This is a genomic window from Sutcliffiella horikoshii (assembly GCF_008180725.1).
In the GTDB taxonomy this organism is placed as follows: domain Bacteria; phylum Bacillota; class Bacilli; order Bacillales; family Bacillaceae_I; genus Sutcliffiella_A; species Sutcliffiella_A horikoshii_B.
On record NZ_VTEV01000006.1, the window covers coordinates 143,063 to 156,478 of the forward strand.

At 37.9% G+C, this 13,416-nt stretch carries 19 protein-coding genes and 1 pseudogene; all 20 read left to right on the forward strand.

Annotated elements, in window-relative coordinates:
* Positions 1–60 precede the first annotated feature (60 nt).
* The 20 genes and pseudogenes from FZC76_RS16045 (at position 61) to FZC76_RS16130 (ending at position 13,416) form a co-directional block, all read left to right on the forward strand.
* Positions 61–612, forward strand: coding sequence for a RuvC family protein (locus FZC76_RS16045; RefSeq protein ID WP_148989179.1), 552 nt, complete (start codon positions 61–63; stop codon positions 610–612).
* Positions 613–614: 2 nt separating this feature from the next.
* On the forward strand, positions 615–1,067 hold the full coding sequence (locus FZC76_RS16050; RefSeq protein ID WP_148989180.1) for a hypothetical protein: 453 nt from the start codon (positions 615–617) through the stop codon (positions 1,065–1,067).
* Between the two features lie 30 nt (positions 1,068–1,097).
* Positions 1,098–1,181, forward strand: a pseudogene (locus FZC76_RS16055) (DUF3983 domain-containing protein); the annotation flags it as partial.
* A gap of 10 nt (positions 1,182–1,191) precedes the next feature.
* Complete coding sequence (locus FZC76_RS23165; protein WP_187442120.1) at positions 1,192–1,347, forward strand: hypothetical protein; 156 nt, start codon at positions 1,192–1,194, stop codon at positions 1,345–1,347.
* A gap of 44 nt (positions 1,348–1,391) precedes the next feature.
* On the forward strand, positions 1,392–1,550 hold the full coding sequence (locus FZC76_RS23170; RefSeq protein WP_187442107.1) for a hypothetical protein: 159 nt from the start codon (positions 1,392–1,394) through the stop codon (positions 1,548–1,550).
* 59 nt (positions 1,551–1,609) lie between these two features.
* Positions 1,610–1,990, forward strand: a complete 381-nt coding sequence (locus FZC76_RS16060; RefSeq protein ID WP_148989181.1) for an ArpU family phage packaging/lysis transcriptional regulator — start codon at positions 1,610–1,612, stop codon at positions 1,988–1,990.
* A 666-nt stretch (positions 1,991–2,656) separates the two neighbouring features.
* Positions 2,657–3,190, forward strand: coding sequence for a DNA N-6-adenine-methyltransferase (locus FZC76_RS16065; protein ID WP_148989182.1), 534 nt, complete (start codon positions 2,657–2,659; stop codon positions 3,188–3,190).
* Between the two features lie 71 nt (positions 3,191–3,261).
* Positions 3,262–4,626, forward strand: coding sequence for an ISL3 family transposase (locus FZC76_RS16070; protein WP_148989183.1), 1,365 nt, complete (start codon positions 3,262–3,264; stop codon positions 4,624–4,626).
* Positions 4,627–4,759: 133 nt separating this feature from the next.
* Positions 4,760–5,650 (forward strand): DUF6731 family protein, encoded by an 891-nt coding sequence (locus FZC76_RS16075; RefSeq protein WP_148989184.1) that lies wholly within the window; start codon positions 4,760–4,762, stop codon positions 5,648–5,650.
* A 22-nt stretch (positions 5,651–5,672) separates the two neighbouring features.
* A complete protein-coding gene (locus FZC76_RS16080; protein ID WP_148989185.1) occupies positions 5,673–6,116 on the forward strand; it encodes a hypothetical protein in 444 nt (147 codons plus the stop codon).
* A gap of 87 nt (positions 6,117–6,203) precedes the next feature.
* Positions 6,204–6,536, forward strand: coding sequence for a hypothetical protein (locus tag FZC76_RS16085; RefSeq protein ID WP_148989186.1), 333 nt, complete (start codon positions 6,204–6,206; stop codon positions 6,534–6,536).
* A 276-nt stretch (positions 6,537–6,812) separates the two neighbouring features.
* Positions 6,813–7,175, forward strand: a complete 363-nt coding sequence (locus FZC76_RS16090) for a DUF2513 domain-containing protein (RefSeq protein ID WP_148989187.1) — start codon at positions 6,813–6,815, stop codon at positions 7,173–7,175.
* Positions 7,176–7,223: 48 nt separating this feature from the next.
* The gene (locus tag FZC76_RS16095) at positions 7,224–7,568 is read left to right on the forward strand and encodes an HNH endonuclease (RefSeq protein ID WP_148989188.1); all 345 of its coding nucleotides are present in this window, start codon (positions 7,224–7,226) and stop codon (positions 7,566–7,568) included.
* A gap of 109 nt (positions 7,569–7,677) precedes the next feature.
* Positions 7,678–7,998 carry a P27 family phage terminase small subunit gene (locus FZC76_RS16100; RefSeq protein WP_148989189.1) on the forward strand — a complete coding sequence of 107 codons (321 nt, stop codon included), beginning with the start codon at positions 7,678–7,680 and terminating at the stop codon, positions 7,996–7,998.
* Positions 7,995–9,671, forward strand: coding sequence for a terminase TerL endonuclease subunit (locus FZC76_RS16105; RefSeq protein WP_148989190.1), 1,677 nt, complete (start codon positions 7,995–7,997; stop codon positions 9,669–9,671). The genes FZC76_RS16100 and FZC76_RS16105 overlap by 4 nt, the downstream gene beginning before the upstream one ends.
* 18 nt (positions 9,672–9,689) lie before the next feature.
* Positions 9,690–10,826, forward strand: a complete 1,137-nt coding sequence (locus tag FZC76_RS16110; RefSeq protein WP_148989191.1) for a phage portal protein — start codon at positions 9,690–9,692, stop codon at positions 10,824–10,826.
* On the forward strand, positions 10,823–11,554 hold the full coding sequence (locus FZC76_RS16115; protein ID WP_148989192.1) for a head maturation protease, ClpP-related: 732 nt from the start codon (positions 10,823–10,825) through the stop codon (positions 11,552–11,554). The genes FZC76_RS16110 and FZC76_RS16115 overlap by 4 nt, the downstream gene beginning before the upstream one ends.
* A gap of 3 nt (positions 11,555–11,557) precedes the next feature.
* The gene (locus FZC76_RS16120; RefSeq protein ID WP_148989193.1) at positions 11,558–12,712 is read left to right on the forward strand and encodes a phage major capsid protein; all 1,155 of its coding nucleotides are present in this window, start codon (positions 11,558–11,560) and stop codon (positions 12,710–12,712) included.
* 24 nt (positions 12,713–12,736) lie between these two features.
* Complete coding sequence (locus FZC76_RS16125) at positions 12,737–13,105, forward strand: hypothetical protein (protein ID WP_148989194.1); 369 nt, start codon at positions 12,737–12,739, stop codon at positions 13,103–13,105.
* 5 nt (positions 13,106–13,110) lie between these two features.
* Positions 13,111–13,416, forward strand: coding sequence for a phage gp6-like head-tail connector protein (locus FZC76_RS16130; protein WP_148989195.1), 306 nt, complete (start codon positions 13,111–13,113; stop codon positions 13,414–13,416).

The following is a 13,416-nucleotide window of genomic DNA, read 5'->3' on the forward strand; positions in this document are numbered from 1 at the left end:
GGATCTCACCGTTGATGAACTAGAAACAGAGTTTAGTAGAGCACAAGAGGAGGAGAACATGTGAGATTTTTAGGAATAGATCCAGCATCCAAAACAGGATTCGTGGCACTGGATGAACATGGGGAAGTGCTCAGAGCGAAAGAACTAACAGGCGTAGGTGGTGTTGACCCGAAGAGAATGGTCACACTGATCAACGAGGTTGTGGACCACCTTAGACCAGGAGACGTCATCTGCATTGAGGGATTCCCTTTTGACACGCAGAAAGCCATGTTTGCTGGGGGATTACACCACGGCATTAGAAACGAGCTCTACAAGCGAAAATTGAGCTACTACGAGGCAGCACCAAATGCAGTAAAGAAGTTTGTAAATGTTACAGGTTGGACTGGAGAAGTTGGTAGCAAGAAACGGCTTACCGGCCCTCAGAAAAAGAAAGCAGTCATGAAAGCAGTAGAAGAGCACTTTGATTTTACTCATTCCAGTGACAACGTGGTGGATGCTTATATCATGGCAAGGATAGCCATGGAATGCTTCTTTGTTCAAGAAACCAATTCTTCCTTACTATCAAATTATCAAACGGAAGTAATTCGAAAAATCCTAAAAGGAGCGTGCTGAAAATGCAAGTGACTGTAAAAGCCAACTTCAATAAACAAACTAAGGATAGTAAGAAAGAGCTCATTCAATTTTATGTAAAGGGTGAGGATGAGAAGAAACAGGAATTGTCTCAGATGACCCGGGAAGTAGTGGAGCTGCAGATTGAAGGTGTGGAGGAAAAGCTAACTTGTGAGTTTAGTAAGACCACCAAAGACGGCAAAAAAACCACTCTAGAGTTTATCGTCAAAGGTGATACTTCTGCAGAACAATCTTTCAATTTTTATAAGAAGGCAGGATCTGATGTGACTCTAAGCATTGTCGAGTCTCAGATGAGCATCGATGAGTTTAATGAAACACACGAAGGTATTGAGTACAAAGTGGAAAAAGACGGCTCTGTGAAGGTGGAGGACGGCCAGCTGACACTTGAAGAGTACCAGGAGGAAGACGAAAAGACGGACCCGGAGAATGTTCACTAATGAGATACAGTAAAAAAACAAAAGAGGCGGCTGGGCAAAGCACTTGCCCGCCGTCATAAGCAGAGTGTGGCCAGGGCTTGGAGGAACATATTCATAAAGTCAGGAATTTTGAGAGGAGGAAAAAGTGATTGGCAAAGTAACTGAGTGGAAAATGACTCCGGAAGAGTTAGAGGCATACAGAAAGAAGTATCCACCAAAAACGGATCAAAAGAACCTCAAGAAAAAAGCTGAAGCATTTTCAAACATCCATACTTATGGGAGTCGAAGCAAGAAAAAGTAATCATCCTCGCTTGTCCGGTCATACTACATTCGAGGTGATAATGAATGGACTTAATACTAAAAAGTGAAATCGTGGAAGTAAAACAGATGCTTATAAGCGTTGTCTTGGATATCCAGTCAGGGGAGTGCCAACGGGATCCTCAACGTTTAGGAGATAAGGTTGAAGCAGTCATTAAGAGGCTGGATGAAATAGAGCCTAAATAAAAAAAGCCGAGATTTCTCCCGACTAAGCCTAAGAATATTTTACCATAGGGGGAATCTTGATGCTTGCAGAACAACTTTCTTTTCTATCCAATGTGAATGAAAGAGAAGTTAGGAAACTTGTGATTAGAGAATTAAAAGATTATCGTGCCCTTAAAGTTCAAATAGAGAATAAAAATGAAAGGGTTTCAGCTGGAGTAAACTTATTTCCATCTTTGCGAAATTCCCATGTAATAAATGAACTAAAGGTAAAACAGATTGAAAGGGCATTAAATGATAGCTTGGACGAAGAAGAGCTGCTGATCATTAAGAAAAAATACCTAACTTCCATTAAAACCAAGGATATTGAAATATACCTGGAACTAGGTTTCAAAAAAGACACATATTATGAGGTCAAAAATAGAGCTATCAACCGTATAGCAACAGCACTTGGAATAATCTGAGTGCTGTTTTTTATCGACAAAAAACCGAGAAAAAACCGAGAAAACTGGGGATAAAACTGGGGACTAATTATTTTTCCATCAAAGGTAAGATTTTCTTATCAGGTTATTTCCTGATGGGAGACGCATCTTTCCCTTATCAATGGTGTACTCGATCAGCTGATGGTTGTGACACCTTAGCAGCATTTGTTTGCGTAGGTTGATGAAGAGGCAAGGAGGTAAGAGCACTCCGTTTTACAATTTATTTAGCTATTAGCGTAATGGGGTGATTTTTAGACAAAGCAGATGTGAGCCACTATTGTATAATTTACTTATAACGGAGTTAGTAACTAAAGGATTTATCATCCAAGTAGCTACTAACTGCTATTGTATGTTTTAAACAAAAACAATAGCAATTAACAATAAAATCTCATAATGAATTGTTAACTCAACTTTAAGTGAAATTATATTCAAGTGGCTCACCACCGTTCCTATGTAATACTTTAATATCTTGTGCAGACAAAAATATTTTAAACATATGAATACTTAAATAAATTGGGTAAACAACTTTCTTGGGGATAAAACTTACAATAATTAACAGTATAGAAGATTAGTAGAACATACAGCTTTATGAATAAATATTAAATAAATAATTATACAAATAAACTTATAAATATTAGGAGGAGTCAAATGACAATTAACCAAGGAATGATGTCGAGTAATACTGATATGTGGGCTACACCACAATATTTTTTTAATCAATTAAAGGAGGAGTTCAGCTTTACATTAGATGTGTGTGCTGTTCCTGATAATGCTAAGTGTAATAAGTATTTCTCTCCTGAACAGGATGGACTACTGCAAGATTGGAATGAGCCTTTTGTCTGGATGAATCCACCATACGGTAATCCTGAACACCCATGCAAAAAGAACTGTAAGAAAAAGAAATGCGTTGAACGTGGGCATCACATTAAACACTATGTACCTGGAATTATTGACTGGATGCAGAAGGCTTATGAGGAAAGTCAAAAGTGGGGCAACACTGTAGTCTGCTTAGTTCCTGCGAGAACAGATAATACATGGTGGCATAGATACGCCATGAAAGGTGAAGTCCGTCTTGTTGAAGGCAGATTGAAATTCAATGATGGGAAAGGTACAGCCCCTTTTCCAAGTGCTGTAATAGTTTTTGGGAACCAAGCTAAAACCAATACACTCATAGCAATGTAGTTATTGCAGTTATACCTCTGTTTGCCGATAACTATAATATGGCATCATAAGAAAACAGGAGGTATAACAACATGAATGTACTTGATTTAGAGGAATTTAACGTAATAGAAGGATGGGACAGTGAGGAGTATTACAAATTCGTTGTAGAGGCTAAAGAACCGCCAGTATTCTGTACGCTATGCGGTTCATTCATAGAGGAAGGTCAGCATTTCAAGGTACACGACAAGCGACCTCGTACCGTTGCTGATGTAGACCTAAGAGGTAAGAAGGTTGTAATAGATATTATTCAGAAGCGTTACAAGTGTCCTAACTGCGGAGATAACTTCACTGAATACTTCAAGTCTATCGAAAGAAACGACAGAGTTACACAGCGATTATTTAAGCGTATGGGCGAGGATTCAATTAAAGGTAAGAATACTTTCAAGAGTATAGCTGAACAGCATGGAGTGACCGACACAACGGTTAAGAGAGCCTTCTGGCAACACGTTGATGAACTATATAGAGGTCGTGTCTTAATAGCTCCAAGAGTGCTTGGAATTGACGAGGTTTATCTTCATGAGGAAGGTGTTCACCGTAAACAACCTTATGCAGTATTCACTGACATTGAGAACAACGAAATCATTGAGTTTCTTGCAGGTAATAGTAAAGAACTTGTGATAGATGTTATTAAGCAAATGAAAGGCTATGAGAACATCGAGATAGTCGCTATGGATATGAACTCTGGTTATCGTAGTGCAGTCAAAGAAACCATACCTGATGCTTACTGTGTAGTGGATCACTTCCACGTTATACAGAAAGCTAATATGCGACTGAATGAGATAAGAGCCAAGATACAAAACAAACTTAATAAAGGCGAGAAGAAAGAACTATACAAAGTAAAGTGGCTAATCACTTCTAATCGTGAGAATTTAGACGAGGAAGCCATATTCCGCCTTGATAGTGAGTTAGAAAAGTATGAAAGACTTCATACTGCCTATTGGCTTAAAGAAGGCTTACGAGATGTCTACAAGCAGAAAACGAAGTATGACGCTTTCCAACAGTATTTTAAATGGGAGCAATCATTTCCGCCGAAAGGTGCTAATGAAATGAGGAAAGTCCAGAAGATGATTGAAAAGATTAAGCAAGAGGTATTCGCATATTTTGACGGTAGAATCACCAATGCTTATACAGAGTCATTTAACAATGTAATCAAACGAATTGTAAGGCTTGGTGTTGGTTATAGCTACGATGTTCTAAGAGCAAAGATACTCTTCGGAACGAAAGCAACAGAGGTTAAGAAACTAAAGGATATGAATTTCAATCGTATATTCAATGAATTAGCACGCAAGTCAGGTAAGGTTATCTGGACTGATCCTAATAGTGAATATGCAGAAAATTATTCGTATAGGGTGAATATTGATGACTTATTACAAGCAATGGAGGAAGGGGAATTATAGTCCCTTTTCTCTACAATTCCCAACGAAAGTTGAATACCCAATAAATTGTCTAATCGTGTCAAATAATGACGAACGATAAAGGTTGTCTGTCTAGTTCCTCTGTCTCATACTTATAGGGCGGAGGTGGAGTAAAATGGCAACTAAAGAGGTTAAATTTGATTATTTTTTAGTAAAAACACCTGGTCAAACTCACGATGTGTTTGACCAGAATTTAATCAATGAAAATCAATTGATAAATAAAACAGAAGTTGATGTATTTGGATACACATTAAGGATAGGCTCTATGCGAAAGTTAAAAAGAAATATTTCTTTACCAGATTTAGTAGATAACTACCTCTGGGTAGTTTCTGTTGAAAGAATTAATCTTACTGATGAAGCATATGTTGGTAAAAAAGGTAAAGCAGGAAGAGCAACTTACGCAGCAAATCCTGATGAAGGACCATTAAGTGATACTGTATTTTTATATGATCCAAAAACTGCAGTGATAATAGTTCAAAGAGCCAGAGGCGGTGTAAATCAATCTGGTATGATTAACTATATTTCTAAGTTGTGTAAAGTTGATGAAGTAGAATTAGAAGTAATGATAGATCCCAAAGTGTTAGATAAATTGGATAAAATACCTATGGTTAAATCCATTGAATATTCAATAGCGACTCCTACCCAACTCGGGGAATATAAAGATGATCAAAGAGGGATTTTTGGTGATATTAAACTCGCCAAACTACTAGGAGGTAGTAATTTAAAATTAGTAATTGGTGCAGATAAGAATGAATACCTAGAAACAAAAAAAGCCATTGAAAAGGTGAAAATGATTTTAAAAACAAGTCAAAAAGTGTCAGTTATGAAAGTGAACGGTACTAAAGATGGTGAAGAAGAAATTTTAGACTTGATAAATAAAAGAATACAATATAAAGAAAGAATAAACCCTGGTAGAGGAAAAAAGGTATCCTATGTACACATTATGGATACCATTGAAAATGCATATCGATCCAGGGAGAAAATAATTATTGATTATACGAAATAAGTACTTTGATGGAGGCGGTTAAATGAAAAGAACTATCTCTATTGCTATAATAATAGGTCTTTTTATTGAAGTAATTGTTCTTTATTTCAGATTAGAAATAACAGATATTCCACTATTCAAGGACTTACTTTCGGCGACAATTTCAATGGGATCTATAGCAGTTGGTTTTTTAGCAGCTGCTATCACTCTTATGCCTTCTCTAGAGGGGAATAAGTTTTTAAGTAAGTTGAAGCAGCTTGGTGGCTATAAGAAGATACTTAATGCTTTGTTACTTGCTATTGCATTGCTCTTCATACTTTGTCTAATTTCCCTGGTAGGATTATTTTTTGATTTGGAAACGGTAAGCACCATTACAAGTTTATTTCTTTATTTGTGGATATTTTTCTTTATAGTAGCTATCTACTCGGTTTCAGTAGTAATTGTCACGTTCTTATTTTACTTAAGATTATCAGCCGATGATTATTAATCACCCTTGAAAGGGTGATTTTTTCTTGCAGGAAATCTTATCCTTTTGTCGAATTATAGATTGCAGAAGATTAAAGGAGAGATGAAAATGGAAGGATACTCACTTACGAATAGGTCCATAAAATTCGCCGCCTACAGCATTCTGGTGATAGGCATATTAGGTTTTCTTATGTTAGGTAATACTCTAACCACAACAGAACCTGATATCGAGTTAACCTTAACAGGTGGAGTCATAGAGGGTGATGAAATTCCTCATCCACAGAGATGGTTATTTGCAGTTATTTTCTTGGGAACAGGAATATTTTATGCCTTAATTTTATTTGCGATTAGTGAAGCATTAACCAGACTTCATGATATGGCTGATTATTCTCGGGAATCAAGTAGACACTTAACAAGTTTAAATCAAAAAGCATCCATCTAATAAGCATCCATCTAATGGGTGCTTTTTATATTGTCTAAAAGAAGGTGAATTTATTGAAACTTGCTGATCATTTGTCTAGAGAGCAAATAAAACTATTCAAATGAGGAGGGAGAAGCGAACAATTAAACCAGTGAAACTAAATGAGCAGCTGTTTAGGAGAGAGCGGGAAGAAGTAATGGGTAGGAACCGGGATATTTACAAAAGGGTGGGAGGAGTTGTAAGAAGGAAGTAAATTGCCTTTTGTCGAATGTATGTTATACGAAAGGAGGTATAAAAATGAAAAGAGATATGGAAATTGTAAGGGGAATGCTATTAGAATTTGCAAGTGGGGAAGGTCGTACGAGCTTTAATACTGTTATTGAAGAAGATAAAGTGTATATTTACCACTTAAAAATAATGAGAGAAGCTGGATTAATAGATTATAAAGAAAGTGGTTATAAAGGTGGAATGGTCTTGTTAGATATCCCAACCTTAACTTGGTTTGGTAATGATTACTTAGATACAGTAGCTAATGAATCAGTTTGGAGCAGAACCAAAGCAGGATTGAAAGAAAAAGGGTTTGAATTAAGTGGAGTACCATTCCAAGTCTTGAAGGACTATGCCGCATTTCAACTAAAACAATTTATGGGAATAGAATAATTTATTAAGACATCTCATCTGAGTTGTCTTTTTTTATGAGGTGATCAATTGCCTGAATACCAATCCAAGCTACAGAAACGAAAGTTCTACGATAGCAAAGCCTGGAAACTTATTCGAGAAACAATAAAGAAGCGAGACAACTATGAATGCCAGGAGTGTAAGAGACAGGGTAAGGTATTCCTAGATACGAATGAGTATAGCGAGAAGGCAAAGCGAAAGAAGATACAGTTGGTTGTGGATCACATCGAAGAACTTGAGGACCGTCCTGATTTAGCGCTTGATGAAGAGAACCTTCAGACACTTTGTGTGAATTGTCATAATAAAAAGCATGGTCGATACTTTCGAAAGTTTGTGTGGAAAGAAAACAAATGGGCACAAGACGAACGATGGTAGGTACCCCCCCTTAAAAACTTTGCGTTATTATTCGAAAGGGACACCGGTGTAAGGGTATTGCAACTGTCGAGATTTCCAGAGAAAAATTCTTACGTAAGGGGGGGTGTGAATGGCTGTTGCTATATCTAAACTACTAAAACAATTGATGAGTCGAATTGATAACGATGATCTTGTAGAAGTAGAAAAAGTAGAAAGATATATAAGCTTGGTCAAATTAAATAAAGAGTTGGACAAAGATATCAAGCGAGAAGGGGCCACCGTGGTTACGGAGAACGGCAATCAACGCTTTGTTAAAAGCCATCCGGCAGTCAATGACAAAATGAAAGTCAATGCACAGTTGTTGGCCATTGAAAAATCATTTAACTTCATTAGCGATGGAGCACCCCCTTCATCAGAAAGTGATGATTATTCAGAGGCTGATCTAATTTGATATCGAATAAGTATGTTGATGAATATATAGAACTCTGGAAATCAGGAAAAATAAAACTAAATAAAGAACGCATCTTACTTATTGAGTATCTGGAAGAGCATGTTTTAAGTCGAGAAGATTTATATTTTAATGACGAAATGATTGAAAACTGTATTCGTTTTGGTGAGAAGTGGTATTTTCCATTGCAGCCATTTCAGCGGTTTTTAATTGCTTTCGTCTTTTTGTTTTTCAAGCAAAACAACCGAGTGTTTTATCGGAAACATTTTTGGATGAAAGGGAGAGGGGCAGGTAAGAATGGTTTAATTTCTGTTGTGACTCACTTTCTAATTAGCTCATTACACGGAATAAGAGAATATCACATATCCATTGTTGCAAACTCAGAAGACCAAGCAAAAACATCCTTTGATGAATCATACAATGTTATTGGTCGGTCAGGACCCTTAAAGTCCATGTTCAGAAGAACTAAGACGCAAATAACCTCTAAGAAAACTGATGCAGTATTAAAGTTCCGAACTTCTAACGGTGAGACAAAGGACGGCTTGCGTGATGGGGCTGTTGTGTTTGATGAAATTCACCAATACGAATCAAACAAAGATGTCCGTGTCCATATAAGTGGTCTTGGTAAGAAGCAGCCACCGAGGGAATTTTATATTGGTACAGATGGATATGTTCGTGATGGCTTTCTCGACAAAATGAAAGAAAAGGCAATGAAGGTGTTAAAGGGAGAAGCAAGACCAAACGCTTTATTCCCTTTCATTTGTAAGCTAGACGAAGAAAGTGAAATAAACGATCAGGACAATTGGGAAAAATCAAACCCTATGTTAAGTCATCCTCGAAGCCAATACGCCCAAGGGCTCTTCGATACAATTATGGAAGAGTACGAAGATCTGGAAGATGATCCGAGCAACCGGGAAGAGTTCATGACTAAGCGTATGAACTTGCCGGTCACTGACTTGGAAAGATCTGTTGCGAAATGGGAAGAGATTGAAGCTACTAATCAACCACTTCCGGATTTGTTGCATAAGGAATGTATGGGCTGCATAGACTTCGCGAGCATTCGTGACTTTGCGTCATGTGGTCTAGTGTTTAGGTATGAAGGAAAGTACCCATTCATTACGCATTCTTATGTAAGAAAAGAGTTTGCTGATAAATATTACAGCTACTCTAAAAAGCAAGATGCCGAAATGGCGGGTAAGAGGACATTTGCTCCTATTCGTGAGTGGGAAGAAGAGGGCCTGCTATCTGTGGTTGATGAGGAAACAATTAACCCACAAACAATTGTCGACTGGTTTGTTGAGAAGCGTGAATACTATCACATAAAAAAAATAATAGGAGATAACTTTCGAATGGAAGTGTTAAAGCCGTTGTTTGAGAAGGCCGGATTCGAAGTGGAAGTGATTCGGAATCCAAAAGCAATTCATAGTTTACTGGCGCCGCGCGTGGAGTTAGGTTTCGCCAATCGATTATTTATCTTTGGAGATCATCCTTTGATGCGATGGTTCACTAATAATGTTCTAGTTAAAATCAAGAAAGATGGTAACAAGGAATATGAAAAAAAAGAGCCTGTCCGCAGAAAGACAGATGGGTTTCAATGTTTTGTACATGGATTATATCGGGTGGACGAGCTTCCTGATGGAGAAGAGGAGTTTGTCCTGGATGATATTACATTTTAGCTAGAAGGAGGTGAGACATTGGGACTGCTGGATATAATTAAAAAAAATAGTGAGTTGGAACACCTTTATGATTTTGAACTGATCGGAGAGACCTCAACCAGAATTCACATGAAAAAGCTGGCCATACAAATATGTGTCAATATGATTGCTCGTACAATCAGTCAGACGGAATTTTATGTGAAGAAAGACAAAAAAATCTTGAAGGATGAAATGTATTACAAGTTGAATGTTCGACCTAACAGGAATATGTCCTCAAGTGAGTTTTGGCAAACTGTGGTCCATAGAATGATTCATAATAATGAGTGCCTTATTGTTCAGTCAGACAGCGGAGATTTACTAATAGCTGAATCTTTCAAGCGAACGGAATACGCAATGATTGACGATACATTCAAAGAAGTGAAAGTAAGGAATTATGAGTTTTCACGTACATTTCAAATGAGTGATGTCATTTATATTCCATACAGTAATACGAACCTGACAAAGTTATTGGATAGTCTTTACACGGATTACGGTGAACTATTTGGCAGAATCATAGAGTTCCAGAAACGGAAAAATCAGATTCGCGGGAAGGTTAAAATTGATGGAGTTAACGAAAAAGGAGAGGCCTTTAAAGTAAAGCTACAAAACTACATCAATAAAGTCTATGAAGCATTTTCCACAAAATCAGTTGCTCTTGTTCCGGAACAAAAGGGATTCAGTTATGAGGAAATCAACAACTCTTCCCAAACACAAAGTGTGGATGAAGTAAATAAAGTGACTGATGGTTTCCTCAATCAAGTAGCTAAATCATTGGGGATTCCTATACCACTTATTCATGGGGACATGGCTGATGTCGAAAAGGTAACCCGTAACTATATGACTTTCTGTATCGATCCTTTCTTGAAAACTATCAAGGATGAAATGAATGCAAAGGTAATAGACAAAAAAGATTATCTGGCAGGCAGGAAGTTGGAAAGCAAGCGAGTTTCTTACAGCAACATGTTTGACGTGGCTACAGCCGTTGACAAGCTTAGGTCTTCAGGGGTTATGAGTGGTAATGAACTTCGAGAAGAGTTAGGTAAAGAGAGAGAGGATGATCCGATGCTGGACAAGTTTGTTATTACTAAGAACTACCAGGAAAGCGGAGAAGCACTTAAAGGAGGTGAGAAAGAATGAAGCATAAGATAAAAGGGGATATTATCAGCTGGAACTCAAGTATTTGGGATTTTAACAATAAGATGAAAACGATTAAGGAAGATGATGACATTGACCTTGAAATCAATTCTTATGGCGGAGATGTTTTCTTAGGTATAGACCTTATGAACACATTACGAGGTCATAAGGGTAAGGTGACAGTCACAATAACCGGAATTGCAGCAAGTGCTGCATCAGTAATTGTGATGGGTGCTGATGTCATTAGGGCATATAGCAACACCCAATTGATGCTCCACAATGCATGGACTTATGCTGTGGGAAATGCAAAAGAGCTTAGGAAGGTTGCAGATGACTTGGATAGTATAGGCGAATCTGTATTGGCTTGCTATACGCATAGAATTGACGAGGATGAGGCGAAAAAGCTTCTTGATGATGAAACATACTTATCGGCGAAAAAAGCGCTGGAAAAGGGCTTGATTGACGAAATTGTTGATTCTAAACCTGAAGAAGTTGAATCATCTATCTTTGAAAACAAAGCGAAGGAATTTAACAATCAAATTTCAAAGCCTGCCTTGTCCCAACCAGCTGTTGCATCTGCAAGCATCGATGCGGAAACATTAAAACAGATGTTTACCGAATTTAAAAATGAAATAAAAAATGATTTTAAACCAAAAGAAGAGCCAGCTCCTAAACCTGCTGAACCTAAGCAGAATATGAGCTCGCTCTTTTTACATTTGAAGGGAGAATAAAACATGCCACCAATTAGATTTAATAATTTTGAAGAGAAGAAACTAGCTTTTGCACAAGCAACACAGAATGGAACTCCAGAGGAACAAGCAGCAGCGTTAAACGCTATGCTCGAAGCCCTTGCACAAGATGTACAAGGTGATATTATGGCCCAGGTCAATACACAAATGGCAGATAGCGCAATTATGCAAGCTCGTGGTGCCAATGTACTTACTAGTGATGAAACAAAATTCTTCAACGCTGTCATTGAACAAGGCGGATTTACAGATAACGAAGTACTTCCGAAAACTACTCAGGAACGAATCTTTGACGACCTGGTTGAAGCTCATCCATTACTCCAAGAAATCGGCATTCAAAACCTTGGAGCCGTGACAGAATTCATTTATGGCGATCCTGAGGGTATGGCTATTTGGGGCCCATTGTTTGGCGATATTAAAGGTCAGCTAAATGCTACATTCCGTAAAGAGAAAATTGAACAACTCAAGTTAACAGCTTTCATCCCGTTATCCAATGATATGTTGAAGCTTGGACCAGTTTGGATTGAGCGTTATGTCCGTACTATGATTTCAGAAGCAATGGCAGTGGGTCTTGAAAAAGGATATGTTACAGGTACAGGGAAAGACATGCCTATTGGTCTTTTGAAGGATCTGCAAGGTGCTGTGGTAGATGGAGTATACCCTGACAAAGCTTCTGTTGGAACGCTAACATTTGAGCCGGGTAGAACGACTATCAATGAATTGAAAGGTGTAGTAGAGAAGCTTTCTATTCGAGTCGTTGGAACTGGTGAAAATGCCAAAGAGAAAGTAAGAAATGTTGCAGGTAAAGTAGTTATGGTAGTAAATCCGTTTGACAACTTCGGTGTCCAAGCTAATGCAACAGTTCAAAACGCGGCAGGTGTCTATGTAACAAGTCTACCTTTTAACCCGAAAATCACAGAATCTATGTTTGTACCTAAAGGAAAAGTCGTTTTCTTTGTCCGTGGCGAGTATCTTGCAGCTATAGGCGGAGCAATGGAAGTGAAGAAGTTTGATCAGACACTAGCACTTGAGGATGCGACACTTTATATCGCGAAGCAATTTGCAACAGGTAAGCCGAAAGATAACTACGCCGTCCAAATATATGACTTGAACCTTGATCCGGTTGAAGAACCAGCAGTTTAAAACAGGAAAGGAGAATGATAGTCTATGAAAACTTATAAAGTAGTAAATGGATTTACCGACACTAAGGATAAGAATAGAAGATATAAAATTGGTGATGCCTACCCTAAAGGTAGCTATAAACCTACTGATAGTCGTATCAAGGAATTGTCCTCTATTCATCCAAAACATAAGCGTATTTTCATTGAAGAGTTGGAACAGGTTCCTGTCTCCAAAGAAAAAGATGTTGAAGCGGAACAGGTCTCTGTTTCCAATGAGCAAGATACTGAAACTGAAAAGGAAGCCATTAAAAAGGAACTGGAGTCTCTAGGTGTTTCTTTTCACCCGAATACAGGTCTTGAAAAGTTGAAAAGCAAGCTAGAAGATGCTAAATCGGAGCAAGAAGGCAAGGAGTGATCTAGTTGGAAATATCAACGGAGCTTCTTAAAAAGTTTAAGGACAAGATGCATATCACACATTCAAGTGAGGACGACAATTTAAAAGAATTGTTGTCCTTTTCTATTGTGGCCATTCGGGGGACCTGTGGAGATTTCGAGGTGGAAGGTACTACTGATATCGATTTTCGGGCAAGGGAATTGGTGTTTGAACGTACCAGGTACGTATATAACGACGCTCTCGAATATTTTGAAGATAACTTTTTAAGTGAGTTAACTAGCTTGGGACTGGACATAGCCTTTAAAGCAGGTGATTTCGATACAACCATTTAA

What these genes read in the sequence shown, in the direction of transcription:
- FZC76_RS16050 (WP_148989180.1), top strand. Translation starts at nt 615, where the DNA reads ATGCAAGTGACTGTAAAAGCCAACTTCAATAAACAAACTAAGGATAGT.
- FZC76_RS23170 (WP_187442107.1), top strand. Translation starts at nt 1,392, where the DNA reads ATGGACTTAATACTAAAAAGTGAAATCGTGGAAGTAAAACAGATGCTT.
- FZC76_RS16060 (WP_148989181.1), top strand. Translation starts at nt 1,610, where the DNA reads ATGCTTGCAGAACAACTTTCTTTTCTATCCAATGTGAATGAAAGAGAA.
- FZC76_RS16065 (WP_148989182.1), top strand. Translation starts at nt 2,657, where the DNA reads ATGACAATTAACCAAGGAATGATGTCGAGTAATACTGATATGTGGGCT.
- FZC76_RS16070 (WP_148989183.1), top strand. Translation starts at nt 3,262, where the DNA reads ATGAATGTACTTGATTTAGAGGAATTTAACGTAATAGAAGGATGGGAC.
- FZC76_RS16075 (WP_148989184.1), top strand. Translation starts at nt 4,760, where the DNA reads ATGGCAACTAAAGAGGTTAAATTTGATTATTTTTTAGTAAAAACACCT.
- FZC76_RS16080 (WP_148989185.1), top strand. Translation starts at nt 5,673, where the DNA reads ATGAAAAGAACTATCTCTATTGCTATAATAATAGGTCTTTTTATTGAA.
- FZC76_RS16085 (WP_148989186.1), top strand. Translation starts at nt 6,204, where the DNA reads ATGGAAGGATACTCACTTACGAATAGGTCCATAAAATTCGCCGCCTAC.
- FZC76_RS16090 (WP_148989187.1), top strand. Translation starts at nt 6,813, where the DNA reads ATGAAAAGAGATATGGAAATTGTAAGGGGAATGCTATTAGAATTTGCA.
- FZC76_RS16100 (WP_148989189.1), top strand. Translation starts at nt 7,678, where the DNA reads ATGGCTGTTGCTATATCTAAACTACTAAAACAATTGATGAGTCGAATT.
- FZC76_RS16115 (WP_148989192.1), top strand. Translation starts at nt 10,823, where the DNA reads ATGAAGCATAAGATAAAAGGGGATATTATCAGCTGGAACTCAAGTATT.
- FZC76_RS16120 (WP_148989193.1), top strand. Translation starts at nt 11,558, where the DNA reads ATGCCACCAATTAGATTTAATAATTTTGAAGAGAAGAAACTAGCTTTT.
- FZC76_RS16125 (WP_148989194.1), top strand. Translation starts at nt 12,737, where the DNA reads ATGAAAACTTATAAAGTAGTAAATGGATTTACCGACACTAAGGATAAG.